Origin of the sequence: Pseudomonas asplenii (genome assembly GCF_900105475.1) — a bacterium.
Classification (GTDB): domain Bacteria; phylum Pseudomonadota; class Gammaproteobacteria; order Pseudomonadales; family Pseudomonadaceae; genus Aquipseudomonas; species Aquipseudomonas asplenii.
The window spans coordinates 6,237,138-6,251,619 of the sequence record NZ_LT629777.1 but is presented as its reverse complement, the minus strand read 5'-3'; the positions used below and the strand labels follow the sequence as shown (position 1 = coordinate 6,251,619).

General features: G+C 54.3%; 15 protein-coding genes and 1 pseudogene. 8 read left to right on the top strand and 8 right to left on the bottom strand.

The annotated features are described in order from the left end of the window. Positions 1 to 74 precede the first annotated feature (74 nt). Both BLU37_RS27535 and BLU37_RS27530 read right to left on the bottom strand, forming a co-directional pair. The gene (locus BLU37_RS27535) at positions 75 to 3,758 is read right to left on the bottom strand and encodes a transporter substrate-binding domain-containing protein (RefSeq protein ID WP_090210603.1); all 3,684 of its coding nucleotides are present in this window, start codon (positions 3,756 to 3,758) and stop codon (positions 75 to 77) included. An 8-nt stretch (positions 3,759 to 3,766) separates the two neighbouring features. Further along, positions 3,767 to 3,850: pseudogene (locus tag BLU37_RS27530) on the bottom strand (DNA-binding response regulator); the annotation flags it as partial. Positions 3,851 to 3,900: 50 nt separating this feature from the next. On the opposite strand from BLU37_RS27530, the gene BLU37_RS27525 reads away from it, so the two are divergent. Beyond that, entirely contained in the window at positions 3,901 to 5,469 is a 1,569-nt protein-coding gene (locus tag BLU37_RS27525) for a recombinase family protein (RefSeq protein WP_090210601.1), read from the top strand. Positions 5,470 to 5,929: 460 nt separating this feature from the next. Next, positions 5,930 to 6,466 carry a DUF6945 domain-containing protein gene (locus tag BLU37_RS27520; RefSeq protein ID WP_090210599.1) on the top strand — a complete coding sequence of 179 codons (537 nt, stop codon included), beginning with the start codon at positions 5,930 to 5,932 and terminating at the stop codon, positions 6,464 to 6,466. A 395-nt stretch (positions 6,467 to 6,861) separates the two neighbouring features. Here the strand turns inward: BLU37_RS27520 and BLU37_RS27515 are convergent, their stop codons facing one another. Beyond that, on the bottom strand, positions 6,862 to 7,278 hold the full coding sequence (locus tag BLU37_RS27515; protein WP_090210597.1) for a hypothetical protein: 417 nt from the start codon (positions 7,276 to 7,278) through the stop codon (positions 6,862 to 6,864). Between the two features lie 30 nt (positions 7,279 to 7,308). After that, positions 7,309 to 7,617: a hypothetical protein gene (locus BLU37_RS27510; RefSeq protein ID WP_090210595.1), complete on the bottom strand. Its 309-nt coding sequence runs from the start codon at positions 7,615 to 7,617 to the stop codon at positions 7,309 to 7,311. 112 nt (positions 7,618 to 7,729) lie between these two features. On the opposite strand from BLU37_RS27510, the gene BLU37_RS27505 reads away from it, so the two are divergent. From BLU37_RS27505 to BLU37_RS27495, 4 genes are all read left to right on the top strand, one after another. Beyond that, positions 7,730 to 7,951 (top strand): helix-turn-helix domain-containing protein, encoded by a 222-nt coding sequence (locus BLU37_RS27505; protein WP_090210593.1) that lies wholly within the window; start codon positions 7,730 to 7,732, stop codon positions 7,949 to 7,951. A gap of 44 nt (positions 7,952 to 7,995) precedes the next feature. Further along, a complete protein-coding gene (locus BLU37_RS27500; RefSeq protein WP_090210591.1) occupies positions 7,996 to 8,844 on the top strand; it encodes a DUF4393 domain-containing protein in 849 nt (282 codons plus the stop codon). Positions 8,845 to 9,122: 278 nt separating this feature from the next. Then, positions 9,123 to 9,251: a hypothetical protein gene (locus BLU37_RS29725; protein ID WP_269457975.1), complete on the top strand. Its 129-nt coding sequence runs from the start codon at positions 9,123 to 9,125 to the stop codon at positions 9,249 to 9,251. Between the two features lie 52 nt (positions 9,252 to 9,303). Further along, complete coding sequence (locus BLU37_RS27495; protein WP_090210589.1) at positions 9,304 to 9,519, top strand: hypothetical protein; 216 nt, start codon at positions 9,304 to 9,306, stop codon at positions 9,517 to 9,519. Between the two features lie 99 nt (positions 9,520 to 9,618). On the opposite strand, the gene tnpC is transcribed toward BLU37_RS27495, so the two are convergent. The 4 genes from tnpC to BLU37_RS27475 all read right to left on the bottom strand — a co-directional run bounded on the left by tnpC (position 9,619) and on the right by BLU37_RS27475 (position 12,338). After that, a complete protein-coding gene (gene tnpC / locus BLU37_RS27490; RefSeq protein ID WP_029530957.1) occupies positions 9,619 to 11,154 on the bottom strand; it encodes an IS66 family transposase in 1,536 nt (511 codons plus the stop codon). A gap of 63 nt (positions 11,155 to 11,217) precedes the next feature. After that, entirely contained in the window at positions 11,218 to 11,553 is a 336-nt protein-coding gene (gene tnpB / locus BLU37_RS29640) for an IS66 family insertion sequence element accessory protein TnpB (protein ID WP_157696370.1), read from the bottom strand. Beyond that, entirely contained in the window at positions 11,550 to 11,870 is a 321-nt protein-coding gene (gene tnpA, locus BLU37_RS27480) for an IS66-like element accessory protein TnpA (RefSeq protein WP_080589852.1), read from the bottom strand. Before tnpA ends, tnpB begins: the two co-directional genes overlap by 4 nt. Positions 11,871 to 11,966: 96 nt before the next feature. Next, a complete protein-coding gene (locus BLU37_RS27475) occupies positions 11,967 to 12,338 on the bottom strand; it encodes a hypothetical protein (protein ID WP_157696419.1) in 372 nt (123 codons plus the stop codon). 199 nt (positions 12,339 to 12,537) lie between these two features. On the opposite strand from BLU37_RS27475, the gene BLU37_RS27470 reads away from it, so the two are divergent. Further along, the gene (locus tag BLU37_RS27470; protein ID WP_090210584.1) at positions 12,538 to 13,080 is read left to right on the top strand and encodes a recombinase family protein; all 543 of its coding nucleotides are present in this window, start codon (positions 12,538 to 12,540) and stop codon (positions 13,078 to 13,080) included. Positions 13,081 to 13,462: 382 nt separating this feature from the next. Next, complete coding sequence (locus BLU37_RS27465; protein ID WP_090210582.1) at positions 13,463 to 14,476, top strand: RelA/SpoT domain-containing protein; 1,014 nt, start codon at positions 13,463 to 13,465, stop codon at positions 14,474 to 14,476. The last annotated feature ends 6 nt before the right edge of the window (positions 14,477 to 14,482 follow it).

Below are 14,482 nucleotides of genomic sequence, written 5' to 3'. Positions count from 1 at the left end.
GCAGGCGGTCGCATTGTCCTTCATGGCCCTGCCTGAGGTGGGGCGGACACGGACAAGGCGCCACCCAGTCTGTTTTACTCCATTTCGGGGGGATTTGTCTGGGCGGCGGAGCCATCCTTCGCGGATTTTTTTCTCTCCTGTCCGTCAAGGTACTGCCGCAAGGCATCCTCCAGCGTCGAGAGGGTCTGGATGACCGCCGCGCGGGCACTTTCGACTGCAGTCTCCGGGGCATTGCGCTCGCAGGCGGTTTCCAGCGCCTCGCAATCCTCGACCAGTCTCGCGGCCTGGATGATGCGGGCCGCGCCCTTGATCTTGTGCGCCAGATCGATGAAGGCCGTGGCGCCGAGTTCCAGGGGCATTGCCTGCAATTCCTGACGGTCGGCCTGGCAACTGTTGAGCAACTCGTCCATCAGTCGACGAACCAACTTGGGTTCGCCGCCGGTCAAGGCGTACAGGCCTTCGACACTGAACGGCGGCTCGAAAGGCAATGCGCGCAGGTCGGCGAGCTTGCTGTTCAGTGCGGTCAGGCTGATCGGCTTGAACAGGCAGTCATCCATCCCGGCCTGAAGGCAGCGGGTGCGCTCTTCCGGCTGGGCATTGGCGGTAAAGCCGAACACCGTGCAGCGCGGCAGCGCATGTTGTGTTTCGTGCTCGCGCAACTGCCGGGTCAGCTCATAACCATTCATGACAGGCATGTTGCAATCGACGATCACCAGGTCGAAATGCTCGTTCTTCCAGATCTGCAAGCCGATGGCACCATTCTGTGCGGTGCTGTATCGATGGCCCAGGTAGCCCAGTTGCTGGCACATCAACAGACGGTTGGCGGGGTGGTCGTCGACCACCAGAACATTCAGTTCATGCACGGCAGGAGATATCTGCGGTTCACGTTCGACCTGTCCCTGTAGCGGTTCCAGACTGTCCAGCCGCAGGGAAACGTTGACCTGCGTGCCCTGGCCCGGAACGCTGGCAAGCGTCAGCGTTCCGCCCATCATTTCACAGAGGCTGCGGCAGATCACCAAACCGAGTCCGGCACCACTGCGGGCCAGTTGCCCGGAGTTGTCGGCCTGGGCAAAGGGCTGGAACAGACGCATCTGGTCGGCTTCGCTGATCCCGATGCCGGTGTCTTCGACCCGCAGTTGTACCTGGACCTGTCGTGCCGATTCGCCGGGTTGAAGGGTCAGGCCGACGCTGACCTGGCCCCGCTCGGTGAACTTGATGGCATTGCTGATCAGGTTGGACAGAATCTGTTTGAAACGCAGTGGGTCGACCAGCACATCGCAGCGTTGCTCACGGGCTGGCGCCTCGATCACCAGGCTCAGGCTTTTCTGGCGCGCCAGGCCATCGAAGACGCGAACGACCGACTCCACCAGCTCCTCCAGGTTGACCCGTTCGGGAGAGAGGCTCAGACGACCGGATTCAATACGGGCGATATCGAGAATATCGCCGATCAGTTCCAGCAGATCCCTGGCCGAGTTATAGGCGACCTCGATGGCCGGGCGATCCAGATGTCCCTGGTCGGCACGTTTGAGGGTCAGTTCCAGCATGCCGATCACCGCGTTCATCGGCGTGCGGATTTCATGGCTCATGGTCGCCAGGAAGGTGCTCTTGGCCCGGTTGGCCTCGTCGGCCTGTTCCTTGGCACTGCGCAGTTCCTCGACCAACTGGCGCCGCTCGCTGATGTCGATCCAGCCGCCAATGATGCCTTGCACCTCTCCCAGCGAGTTCCGGTAGGGCAGTATCCAGTGGTAGAGCGTCAGCTCGCGGCCGCCGATGTGCAGCGTGCGGTCGCAGATCAGCGGTTTGCCTTCCTCGATGACCCGCAGGTAATCGGCCTGGTACTGGCCGGCTTCCTGTTCGTTGCCGAGGGCGCGTGCGCCCTCCAGCGCGCTTTTGCCGATCAGATCTTCCAGCTTCGCCGAAAAGGCTTCCAGATAACTGTCGTTGCAGGTCTGCAACAGGCCCTGGCGGTCACGCACGTAGATCGGGTGCGGGGTGCCGTTGACCAGGGCGCGCATGAATTCGAACTGGTCGCTCAGGGCCCGTTCCGCCAGTTGGCGCTGCCTGATCTGGCGGCGCATGTAGGCATTCCAGCCCAGTGACAGCAGCAACAGCACGCTGGCACCGATGATGATCTGGATGATCAGCCGATGATAGTTGCGCCAGTAGCTGTCGGAAGCTGGCGTATAGCCCCGCCAGCGACTGTTGACGATCCCCAGTTCGTCGGGAGCGATGCTCAGCAGTGCCTTGTCGAGGATCGAGCCGAGTTCGGTCGCGCCACGGGCGGTGGCGAGGGTGAAGACCGCTTGCTGGGTACCGATGGTGGCGCTGATCTGCAGCTTGTCGTCGAACACTTGCGAGGCGATCAGGTAGTTGGCGATCACCAGCGACCCCACCGCGCCTTCCACCTGGCCCTGGGCAAGCAGTTCGACCGCCTTGAGGCTGTCGTCGGTTTCCACCAGACGGATCTGTGCGAACTCGCGGCGCAGGTAATCGATCAGGGGGTTGCCGCGCGTGATGGCCAGGCGCTTGTTCTGCATCTGCTCGAGATTGACGGGGCTATCCCGGCCTTTGGTGGTGAGCAGGACGAAGGAGTTCTCCATGTAGGGCCGACTGAAGTGCAGGCGGTCCTCCCGGGCGTTGGTCGGGCTGATGGCGGCGATGATATCGGCCTTGCCACTGTCGATCCGGCTGATCATGTCGTCCAGGCTGCGGGACTTCTGGATTTCGAAGCGCAGGCCGGTGCGCAGCCGGATCAGTTCCAGCAGGTCGGCGGTCACGCCACGGAAATTGCCATCGGCATCGAAGAAGGTGATCGGGGCCAGGGCCTCGTTGACTACCACGCGCACCTGCGGATTGGCCTTGAGCCATTGCTCTTCGCGGGGGCTCAGTTGCAACTTGTGATCGGTCAGCAGGATATCGCTGCCGGCACTCCAGCGTTGCGCGATGCTTTCACGCTCGCCGGTCGGGATGGCCTTGAGGATGTTGTTGACGATGCCCAGCAACAAAGGCTCGTCACCCTGTACGGCAAAGCTGAAACCGTAGGCTTCATGCTTGCCGAAGTTGGCCATTTTCACATTGCGCAGGTAGCCCTTGTTGATCAGGTAGTGGGTCGAGATGGTGTCGCCCAGGAACACGTCGGCCTGGTCGAAGGCCACGGCGTTGATGGCATTGAGGTAGGAGGGATAGAACTGGATGATCGCCTCGGGATACTGGGCCTTTATTTCGTCCAGGGGCAGGTAGTGATAGACCATGCTCAGGCGCATCCCGGCCAGGCCATCGGTCAGCGAGCGGGTTTCACCCTCGCGGGTGACCAGCACCGGCTGGTCGATGGCGTAGGGGATCGACAGCGAGATGTTCTTGTTGACGGCTTCGAAGCCGTTGGCGCTGCCCAGCAGATCGATCTGCCCGTCCTCCAGAGCCTGGATGGCGGCTTCCCGGGTGGCGAAGCTGTGTACCTTGATGGGCAGCCCGAGGGCGCCGGAGAGAATGCCCGCGTAGTCCGCCGTGATCCCTTCGTAGTCACGCCCGCTGGCAGTGATATCGAAGGGCGGATAATCCGGGGACGAAGTGCCCAGGACCAACCCCCGCCTGTCCTGCAGCCAGCGGCTCTGCTCCTTGTCGAGCCGCACCTCCATATGGCCAGGGCCTGAACGGCTGAGCAGGGCGAAGCCGGTGACATCGCCGGGTTTTGCATGCGCTGACAGGCACAGGAGTATTCCCGTGATGATTGTCAGATAATCCTTAAAGCGCGTGGGCATCCGTTTTCTCACACTACCGCGTTGCGTTTGGCCATTTCGATCAACTCTACAAGGGTCTTGGCTTTCAGTTTCTGCATCAGGCGTTTCTTGTAAGGTTTTCATATGTATACAATAGGCGTTCAAGTAACGGTCAGAGGGCGCCATGCCTACAGCATTCAGCTACGCACGATTCTCCAGTGCCATTCAAAAGAAGGGCTCAAGCCTTGAGCGTCAGCAGGCAATGGTCGGTAGCTGGTTACATCGACACCCCAATTACGCTTTGGGTGACCTGACGTTCCAAGACTTGGGCAAGAGCGGTTGGAAGGGCGATCACATCAAAGAAGGGGGTGGTTTTGCTGAGTTGCTAGCCGCTGTAAAAGCTGGCGTGATTCAGGCGGGGGATGCTGTTTTGGTTGAGTCTATCGACAGGGCGGGACGCCTAGACACGCTGGATATGCTTACAAGAGTTATCGCACCGATTCTGGACGCTGGCATATCCATCATTACCCTTGACGACAATGTCGCCTACACACGCCAGAGCTTGGATGGCGGTTCCATCTACATTCTGCTGGGTAAAATCCAAGCTGCTCGCCAGTACAGCGATAACTTGAGCCGTCGTCTCACGGCCTCCTACGACTCTCGCCGTAGGCTTGCGGCAGAGGGTAAGACGCCCAAACGTATTACGCCCGTATGGCTTACCTCGCATGGTGTTGTGATCCAAGAGGTTGCAGCTCAGGTGAAACAAGCCTTTGAGTTGTACACATCAGGACTTGGTAAGGCAGTCATTGCGAAACGGATGCGTGAGTCTGGTATTGCTGCACTAGCTAAAACGTCTGGGCCAGGTGTGGAGGGCTGGCTTCGTAATGAGGCTGCGATAGGGCGATGGAATGGCTCACAGGTATACGAACCAATCGTAGACATCTCGCTGTATCAGCTTGCACAGATTGAAGGCGAGAAACGCAAGACGGCCCCCAGAGCAAAGACAGCCACTCATTTTCTTGTAGGGTTGGTGAAATGCGGATGCTGTGGCCACAACTTCATCATGCGCACCATCCAAGGTGTTCAGGTTTCCATGAGGTGCAGGAAGCGGCAGGAACTGAATGGTTGCGATAACAAGAAAGTGATTCCCAAAGAAATCATTGATACGGTTTACAAATACACATCTGTCACCGCTGCTTTGGAGGTTGCAAGCCGCGAGCATAGTGGCGTGAATGAAAAGGCGATCATTGCCGCTGAATCCAAACTACTTGAAGTCTCCAAACAGTTGCAGGAGCTATCCTCTGCAATTTTGACTGTAGGTGCCATTCCTGAAGTGTTAGCCCAGCTCCAGCAGGTGCAAGAAGTACGGGAGGCCACCGAGCGAGAATTGGCCGTGCTGAAAGCCACTGTAGTTCCGTCAGCTAACGGATGGATCGAACAGGGCAGAGTGTGGGAGCTTGAGCGAAACGATCCTCAGCGCCTCTCCGCTTTGCTCCGTAGCGTTGGTTACAAAATCACGATTCATCCTGATGGTCGTCTCGTCTCTGATTCCGGTATTACATATCGCTACGCGGGCGTTGATCGAAAGGAGAACCGATACAGGCTGATGCAGGGTGACAAGCTCATGTTGATCCTGAAAGGGCCAGAGGAAGATTACCCGTACTGGGAACCGTTTGAGGAAGTGGCGGGGGAATCGACGTGGGATGAGGCGGATTATGAAGACCTGCGACGCCAGTACGAAACATCAGATTGAAATGGATGGTAGGTTCGCCGAAGGGGTGACTGTCTTGAAAACCCCTTCAAAACCCTCCAAAACTAGTTAAAAACGCAACGCACTTTCGCCACACTTCAATCCCCAACATCAGTTTCATCCCGTGTTTACGGGACTTAACGAGCCTGCGAACCAAGCAAAGGGCGCATTCCGCACCGGAAATCAGTTTTCTACAGATTCGCACTGCAATGGGCGAGGAATAGACTGGGCACCAATGATGTTATTGCCATTTTCTAGATCAACAAGTTCACGCCACGTCAACTGATGGATTGACAGAAAGTGGCGCCTCGTGTAGAGTTCACACCCTCAGCCAAACATGCCGAATACGTCCCGCACTCATACAGTGCCAGATGATCGGTAGAGTGTTGTCTGCAATTATCTACTAACCGGCAATACCCGAGGTAACGTCTATAGATCGAACTAACCACAGGAGAACAATCGCATGACCGAATCATTCTGCAAACTGCCACGCCCCTTAATGGCTGCCACGCAATGGGTTAGCTTAACAACTGGTGAACACTTGGCTCTCAGTGGTCAAGACAAGATTCTTTGGGTCTGGATGAAAGACCGATACGACTTCTTCATCGCCCAACGCAAAGACTGGTTTGATAACCAAGATGAAATCGCCAAGTTCACTGGTTGCAGTGTCAGCACGGTGAAGCGATTCATTGGTCTCTTGAGTAAACATGGTTACATGAAAAAGACTCAGCGTCGGATGCATGGGTGTGCTCACTCCAACAGTTACACCATCGTTCAAGACTTGATGCTGGCGCCTGTTGTAAAAGCTAAGCCTTCGCCACTGCCATTGGTGCAGCAGATGCAGGAAGAGCGTTCAGAATATGCACCAATCATATTCCCTGTATCGGTGACATACACGAAGCCAGTGATCGTGCCTCCTGAACCGGTGAGCTTCCATCCGAGCGTACAAGACTATTCGGATGATGAGCCTCAGTGGGGGGAAGTCCGAAGCTCAGGTTGACACCTCCGTAGCTCATCCTTATACCTGTCATAGCTCATCCTGACACTTGCGGTAGGTCACATTGAACCTCGTGGGGTAGGTCAGAATGAGCCTGTAGTAAGAACGATATTTAACAAGAACGAATAGCAAAAACGATTAACAAGAACCGTGCACCAAAAAATAGAGTCAAGATCAAAGACAAGAGCTTGATTTGATTTTAGTGTTTTGTTGTGTTGCTTGACCGGTAGGTCATGGGTTGATTCTCATGTTTGGATGAATTGTTGAAAACTAAAGTTTTCGGTGCGAGAACACTGGCGAAGCTAGGAGGCATTATCCCTTCAAGCTCCGCTTGGCTAACACACATCATCTGTTGAACTGGCCACTGTGCTACAAGCGTTCCATTTGGAGTTGTGCGGTTATAGTGCATCATCTATATCGTCCACTGTGACAGTGAACTTATCGTTTACTTGGCTTATGGTTAGTCCCGACTTCTTGCAGGTGGCAATGCCACGTCGATAGATGTCATTGATTTTCTCTTTGTCATTGTTCTTTGCGGCTGTTGTGAAGTAGTTGACTATTATGCTGGCGGTGTTGCTTGAGGTATCTGTCATTATCCTCAGCGTGGTTGCTGGATACTTGTTCTTCGCAGCTACTGCTTTCATCTTGACTCCAGCGATATCGCTAGAGTTATCCATCATCTTTGGGTTTATGTACTTTTGTGATGCAATGAATCCAACGCATTTCGATATGTCGTTTTCTTCTTCGGATAGTCCCCCTGCAAGGCTGGAGGTGCTGAGTGCAAGCAGGGCTGCTGAAAGAATCAGTTTTTTCATCGAGTCATGTGTCCTTTCGAAGGTGCTGGCTTATCGGAGATAGAAGTAGAGGAACACGACAACCAGAATCACGAATATCACTCGGCCTTGAAGTACGTCGTAGTTTAGTTCGTCTTTTTTGATCTGCTGGTACGTATCGGTGTCACTCAGCCCCTGTGTTTTGTAAAGCATGATCTGATTAATCTGCATGTCGATTCTCTTGTTGTGGGCGTCATTGCTGCGCATGGTTATCCCCCACACCAGCAGCCATAGTCCTCCTGTCAGCACCGTCAGAATCACGTGCAGGATGTGATTTGTCGTCTTCTTCTGGTTGGTGAGTAAAAACAGTTTTTCGTTCATGGGGCATCCCTTTCAGGTGCAAGCTGGTGGGCAACAAGGATATCAATGTATCAGTTAGTGTGTCATCAGCTGGTGTGTTCACGATTGGAGCACGTCCCACCATCATTCGGGCATGCAGCCAAATCAGAATCTGAGAAAGGGCTTCGGCCAACGAATCCGAGAACTACGCACCAGTCAGGGCTTCAGTCAGGAAGCTTTCGCTGATCGGTGCGGGTTCGTTCGTACGTACATGTCACGAATTGAGACGGGCACAGCTAACCCCAGCCTAGATGCGGCCAAGGTGCTTGCTGATGGATTGGGAATAACCTTGTCAGAGCTGCTACAAGGGCTTTGATCTCGCCGTTAATTTCACAGAAGACGACACCCTAGGAGCGGTACATGAGCGAGGAAGAGAGCGGCGAACGTAGCAACACCGTCAAGGGCACCATAGAAGCCGCTACCGGATTAGTGAAGGCGATCCCCATTTACGATGACATGCTTCAGCCAGCCGCAAAGCAGCTTGGAAAGACACTGGAAACAGTCTGCAAGGCTGTGAACATGGCTCTCGCACCGGTTAGCGGCTTGGTCTGGGGTTATGAACAGTTTCAGGCGTTCATCGATACCAAGGTTGCAGACCGCCTCAAAGATATTCCTGCTGAAGACATCATAACGCCCAAACCAAACGTCGCAGGCCCCGCTATTGAAGCGCTCCGGTATGCGGGACACGAAGAATCATTAACAGACATGTACGCCAACCTCCTTGCTGCTGCGATGGATAAGAGCACCGCCGATGGCGCTCACCCCGCGTTCGTGGAAATCATCAAGCAACTCACTCCCGATGAAGCGAGATTAATAGCATATTTCATGCGTGTAGTGCCGTTTCCATTAATTACTATTCGTTCAGAATCAAAGGCAAATGGGGGGGGATTTGATGCTATGAAGAATGTCTCTCTGTTTGGGCGAGAGGCAAGTTTGGAGGTGTCAGATCTGATTCCAAGCTACTTGGATAACCTTTGTCGTCTTGGCCTGATCCAAATCCCAGAGAATTACAGTTACACAGGCTCCGGAGTCTATGATGAATTAGAGGGTAGCGAAACCGTAGTAGCGATGAAGCAAGTTATTGAGCAGCATCAAGAAGAGCGTGTATGCAGGTTTGATAGGAAGGCGGTAGTTGTTACCAGTCTCGGTAAGCAATTCGGAAGTATTTGTGTAAAAAATCATCAGGGAACCCCTAAAAACCCTGCTTAAACCCATAGAAAGTGATGCTGGCAAGGTAGGTTATAAAAACGGAGGTTCTTAGGTAGCTATCCTCTAAACCAGCAATTACGAGGCTTCCAGTATTCTATGGATAAGCTCGACTCTGTGTAGACGCTTCTATCTGAGGATTCTTCGTTAAAACGGCAGCTTGAGCCGGAATCGCTGATTTATGCAAAAGCACGCGCTCCCCGGTGACCTTGCGGAAAGACCTTCCTGAACTAGCTTTAATGGTGTCGTCGACGTGGCGATAGGCTATCAAGGAGCAAGGTATGGCTAATAAGCGTGGCAGGGATTCTGGGAGCGGGCAGTTCATTCCCATCGAAGAAGCTAAGAAAAATCCGAAGACGACAACAGTAGAAACCATCCCGAAACCAAGCCCGAAGAAAAAGGGTAAATAGCTTCATCGTGAGGGTGTCGTTAGGCTCCCTCACACCTCTCAAGGATGACTCCATGCCAGATAGCCCAGAAGCCAATATCGCTACAGCGGATGCACTCACGCTCCTGTTGCACAACCAACATGCCATAGCCACTGCAATCGAAGAGTTGTCCCTGTGGGTAAGGGCACAGGGCGAGCCTGTTGTTCATTTGAATGTCAGAACCGCATTGCAGACTCTCGATGCAAATGCATCCGCCATCACCGCCGTGATTCTCAAGCTCCGGCAATAGCTACGACCACGAAAGTCGAAAGTCTGCGAGAAATGGCGTCGTCAAAAGGAAAAGTTGTTCTTTTCGTGGTAAGCGTCCGCCCAACTCACCTTGCGTAAGTTAGGCAGGCACCCACTGATGCGGCAGCAACTGCCCGATCTCACTGGCCCGCTGTGTCGGCAGCCGCGCCAGCACATCTTTGAGATAGGCATACGGATCATGCCCATTCATGCGTGCCGACTGGATCAGGCTCATGATTGCAGCCGCCCGTTTACCACTGCGCAGCGACCCGGCAAACAGCCAGTTCGAGCGCCCGAGTGCCCATGGCCGTATCTGGTTCTCGACCTGATTGTTATCGATCGGCACAGCTCCATCGTCCAGGTAGCGCGTCAGCGCTACCCAGCGTTTCAGGCTGTAGTCGAGGGCTTTGGCCGTGGCTGATCCGTTGGGCACCAAGTCGCGCTGGGCCAACATCCAGTCATGCAGTTTTTTGAAGATCGGTACCGCCATTTCCTGACGTATTCGCCAACGATCTTCATCACTCATGTCCCGCGCTTGGCGCTCGACTTCGTACAAGCCGCTGATCGAGTGCAGCGCTTGTTCGGCCAACTGACTTTTGTTCGCAACATGCAGGTCGAAAAACTTGCGACGGGCGTGGGCCATGCAGCCGATTTCAGTGATGCCTTGCTCAAAACCTGCTTTGTAGCCAGCGAAGTCATCGCAGACCAACTTGCCGTTCCAGTCGCCCAGGAAGTTGCGCGCATGTTCGCCTGCACGGCTTGGGCTGAAATCGTAAACCACAGCTTTGAGCGCCGAAAACGGCGTCGTGCTGTAGGCCCAGACATAGGCTCGGTGGGTTTTCTTCTCACCCGGCGCAAGCATTTGCACCGGTGTTTCATCAGCGTGAATCACACCTTGGTTCAGCACGGCTTCACGCAGTGCATCGACAAGCGGCTGGAGCCGCACACCGGTTTGTCCGACCCACTGGGCCAAGGTCGAGCGAGCGATTGCCAGCCCGGCGCGGCCAAAAATTTTCTCCTGCCGGTACAGCGGCAAGTGATCGGCAAACTTGGCCACCATTACGTGGGCCAGCAAGCCTGCGGTCGGGATACCTTTGTCGATAACCTGCGCTGGCACCGGCGCTTGGATCAGTGTTTCGCACTGACGGCAGGCCCATTTACCACGTACATGCTGCTCGACGGTAAACACGCCTGGCGTGTAATCCAGCTTCTCGCTAACGTCTTCGCCGATGCGTTGAAGTTGGCAGCCACAAGCGCACTGAGTGTTTTCCGGTTCGTGACGAATCACCGTGCGTGGAAACTGCGGTGGCAATGGCGCACGTTTGGGGGATTGCCGTGGCTCGGCCTGTGACGAAGCTGGGAGGAGCTGTTTCAGCTCTGCCTCGATAGCTTCAAGGTCTGTATCGAGCAGGTCATCCAGCAAGCTGCCTTGCGCCGGACTGATTTGCTCGCTGCGCTTGGCAAACTTGTGGCGTTTGAGCAGGGCAATTTCGTAAGTGAGCTGCTCGATGATGGTTTCATCGTTCTGGATCTTTCTGCTCATCGCCTCGACTTGGGACTGCAACTGCAACGCCTGTGCCGCCAAGGCACGAAGCTGTTCCGGGGTCATCTGGTCGAGGTTGGGCGAGAAAGTCATGCCACCGATTGTGCCAGAGCAGGCCCGAAACGACGATAAGCAGACCGGTCAAATGGCCGGCGATTACAGCATGCTGATCACGCCACCCGCGCCGACTCGCTGCCACGGCAAACCCAGTACCAACGCCTGGAGTTGTTCGCTGTCGAGTTCGACCTCGCAGCCGTGGCGAATGCCGGGCCAGTGAAACTTGCCTTGATTCAGGCGCCGCGCGGCAAGCCAGACGCCCACACCATCATGCACCAGCACCTTCATCCGGTTAGCCCGGCGATTGGTGAACAGATAAGCGCAGTGCGGCTTCGCCGCACCGAACACCGCTATCACCCGGGCTAATGCGGTTTCGGTACCGGCGCGCATATCCATCGGCTCGGTGGCCAGCCAGATCGCATTGATGCGGATCATTGGGCCACAGCCCGTATAAATTGCGCGCAGCCCTCGGGATCTGAGGTTGGCCATTTCACTGTGATCACTTGGCCGGCCATGGGCAACTCGATGATCACTGACGCTTCGGCTGGCCGTTTAGGTGCGGCTTTTAGCGGAACGAATGCCGGTAGTGAAGTCGCTGCAGGCTGGTCTCGATAGAGCGGCATCCATTTGCGGATGACATTGGCATTGATGCCGTGGCTGATGGCAACACTCGACACGGTTGCCCCTGGTTGCAGGCATTCCTGAACGACCTGGGCTTTGAACGGTTTCGGATAAGAGCTTCGTTGGCGCATGAAAATCCTGGCGATAAGGGTGATTGCGTCCGCTTAAAAATACGCGGACACCATCGCCCTTAATGCTGGAGTTCGGAAGGTGAGTTCGCCGTACGCTTACTTTTCGTGCTCTTCAACGTCATGCTCATCGACTCGGACAGACTCCAAGTAAAGACGGACCGGGGGCTTATCGTCATGTTCAAACACGCTGTAATTCTCAGTCCTCCACTCGGTAACGTCAGTTTTTCGATATCCCTGTGCGACTAGATCGGCTTGTGCAGCAACGAGTGCGTGTGATCCCAGCTTGTATTCCAGTGTGTAGCAGCCCATGTCTCCACTCATTTTCAGAGGCACAGAATCACCATCGCTCTTTCGCCATGAGCGTTGCTGGAGCTCTTGAAGCTCAAAGAGCGCCAGTTCGAGTAGCTTCTTCAGATGCTCAGCAGACTTCCCTTCAACGTTTATCGTCAGCGAATGAATCGTGCTCATGGTCAGCTCCCCCCCCCTATGGATGAATGTGCATGTTAAACGGTTGAAGTGCTGAGCAACCACCCCGTATTCAATTAGGTACACCCTAGTGACCGTCTGTCTGTGAATACAGTATCTGTATTCAATAGGGTTGATTTCTATTTTCGAATACATGCACAATCCCAACCTCTAGAGGCAAATGAATACAGAAGGCGGGAATATGGCGAACATCGGCTATGTACGGGTTTCATCGGTTGACCAGAACACGGATCGTCAGTTGGACGGTGTTGCACTGGATGAAGTGTTCACCGACAGGGTGTCAGGAGCGACAACAGACCGCCCTGAGCTACAGGCAATGCTTCGCCACATCCGCAAGGGTGATGTTCTTCACGTCCACAGCATCGACCGTCTGGCTCGTTCATTAGAAGACCTGCTGTCTCTGGTGAAGGGGATGATTGCCAAGGGTGTGGCGGTGCAGTTCCACAAGGAAGGTCTCCACTTCACTGGCGAAGCCAGCCCTATGCAGGAACTCATGTTGGGCCTGTTGGGCAGCGTCGCTCAGTTTGAGCGTGCATTGATCCGTGAACGTCAGGCAGAAGGCATCCAGAAGGCCAAGGCAGCTGGTGTCTACAAGGGGCGTGTGAAGACGGTGGATGATGCAGCCATCCGCAAGGCAATGGCAGAAGACGGGGCTTCATTTCGCAAGGTGGCAAAGGCTCTTGGCGTGAGTCTGAGCAGTGTACAGCGGGCTATGAAAAACTAGCCCCTGTGAAGGCCCTACAAGCTCGCTCAAGGCGAGCTTTGTTGTTTTCTGTGTCGAGGGATTGATATAAAGCAGCGTGCCCCTAGCGGTCTTGTAAGAGCCTCTGGGCGTGCAGGGTTATTTCTATTTTTCTCGGGTTTCCATTTGGCCTTGTCGCACTTGGCTTAGCGCCTCAGGCAGAACTACCGGTTATTATTTTCTGTGCTTCAAAATCAACCGACTGTCGAATAACACCAGAAATTTTGGCGGGCAGTGGGGGGCGTCTGGAAAGGGCTCCCGGTTGGGCAGGGCCAAGGGGTGGCTTTTTCTTTTCACCTCTCATACCCTCCAACAAGAATCCATCGCGCATTGCTGCCAGCAAGGACGAAATCGAGTGAATGATATGGTCGTAGGTTTTCCGGGGGGCTCGAAATCGCGCGTCAATGCTGCTGGCTATAGCATCCGCGACCAGCGTGCGAGCGTTGAAGATATGCACGTAATTGATGAGTGGCGAGCTGCCCACCGTATCGTCTTGAATACATTCCAAGCGAGCTTGCGAAGTCGCACTCGAGGTAAGCAAATCGTTGTTGCTCAAAGGCATAAACGCAAGAACACGATCTTCCATAAGTTGATGCGACTTCCAAAGATGGAACTATCCCGCATGGATGATGTAGCGGGATGTCGCCTCATATTTCGCTCGATTGAAGAACTATATGAGTTTCGCGAGAGCTTTCATAAGGCACGATTCAATCACAAGCGCAAAAATGAAACCGACAAATACGATTACATCAAGCGCCCGAAACAAACAGGCTACAGAGGCATCCACGATGTCTACTCATATGATGTGCGGTCAAAGAATGGTGATCAGTACCGTGGGCTGTTACTCGAAATCCAGTATAGAACCCTAGTTCAACATGCGTGGGCAACGGCAGTTGAAGTTATTGGCTTCATCACTGAAAGTCAGCCAAAGTTCCAGCAGGGCGACAAAAGATATGAAAATTGCATGGCTCTTGCCAGCGAGATTCTCAGTAGAGCCCACGAACGCAAAACTGGTCCATTTCCTGATTATAGCGATGGGGAATTGCTGCAGAGATTTGAAGCTGTTGATAAAGAGATTCATATCATCAGAACCCTTACAGGGCTGAATTCTTCGGAAACGGTGTACACAGACAGTCGAAACTCCATTCTCATTTTCAAAGAAGATGGCAGCCTCGAGGTGAGGAGCTTTAAAGAAGCTCCAGATGCATTAAGGGAGCTATTTCGATTGGAGAGGGACTATCCCACCCTTGATGTTGTTCTCGTAAAGGCGGACACGAACGAAGAGATTCGTATGGCGTTTAAGAACTACTTCTCTGATGCAAAGGATTTCATAAAACTACTGACAGAAGGACAGCATATCCTCGAATTGACGGCCTGAATAGGC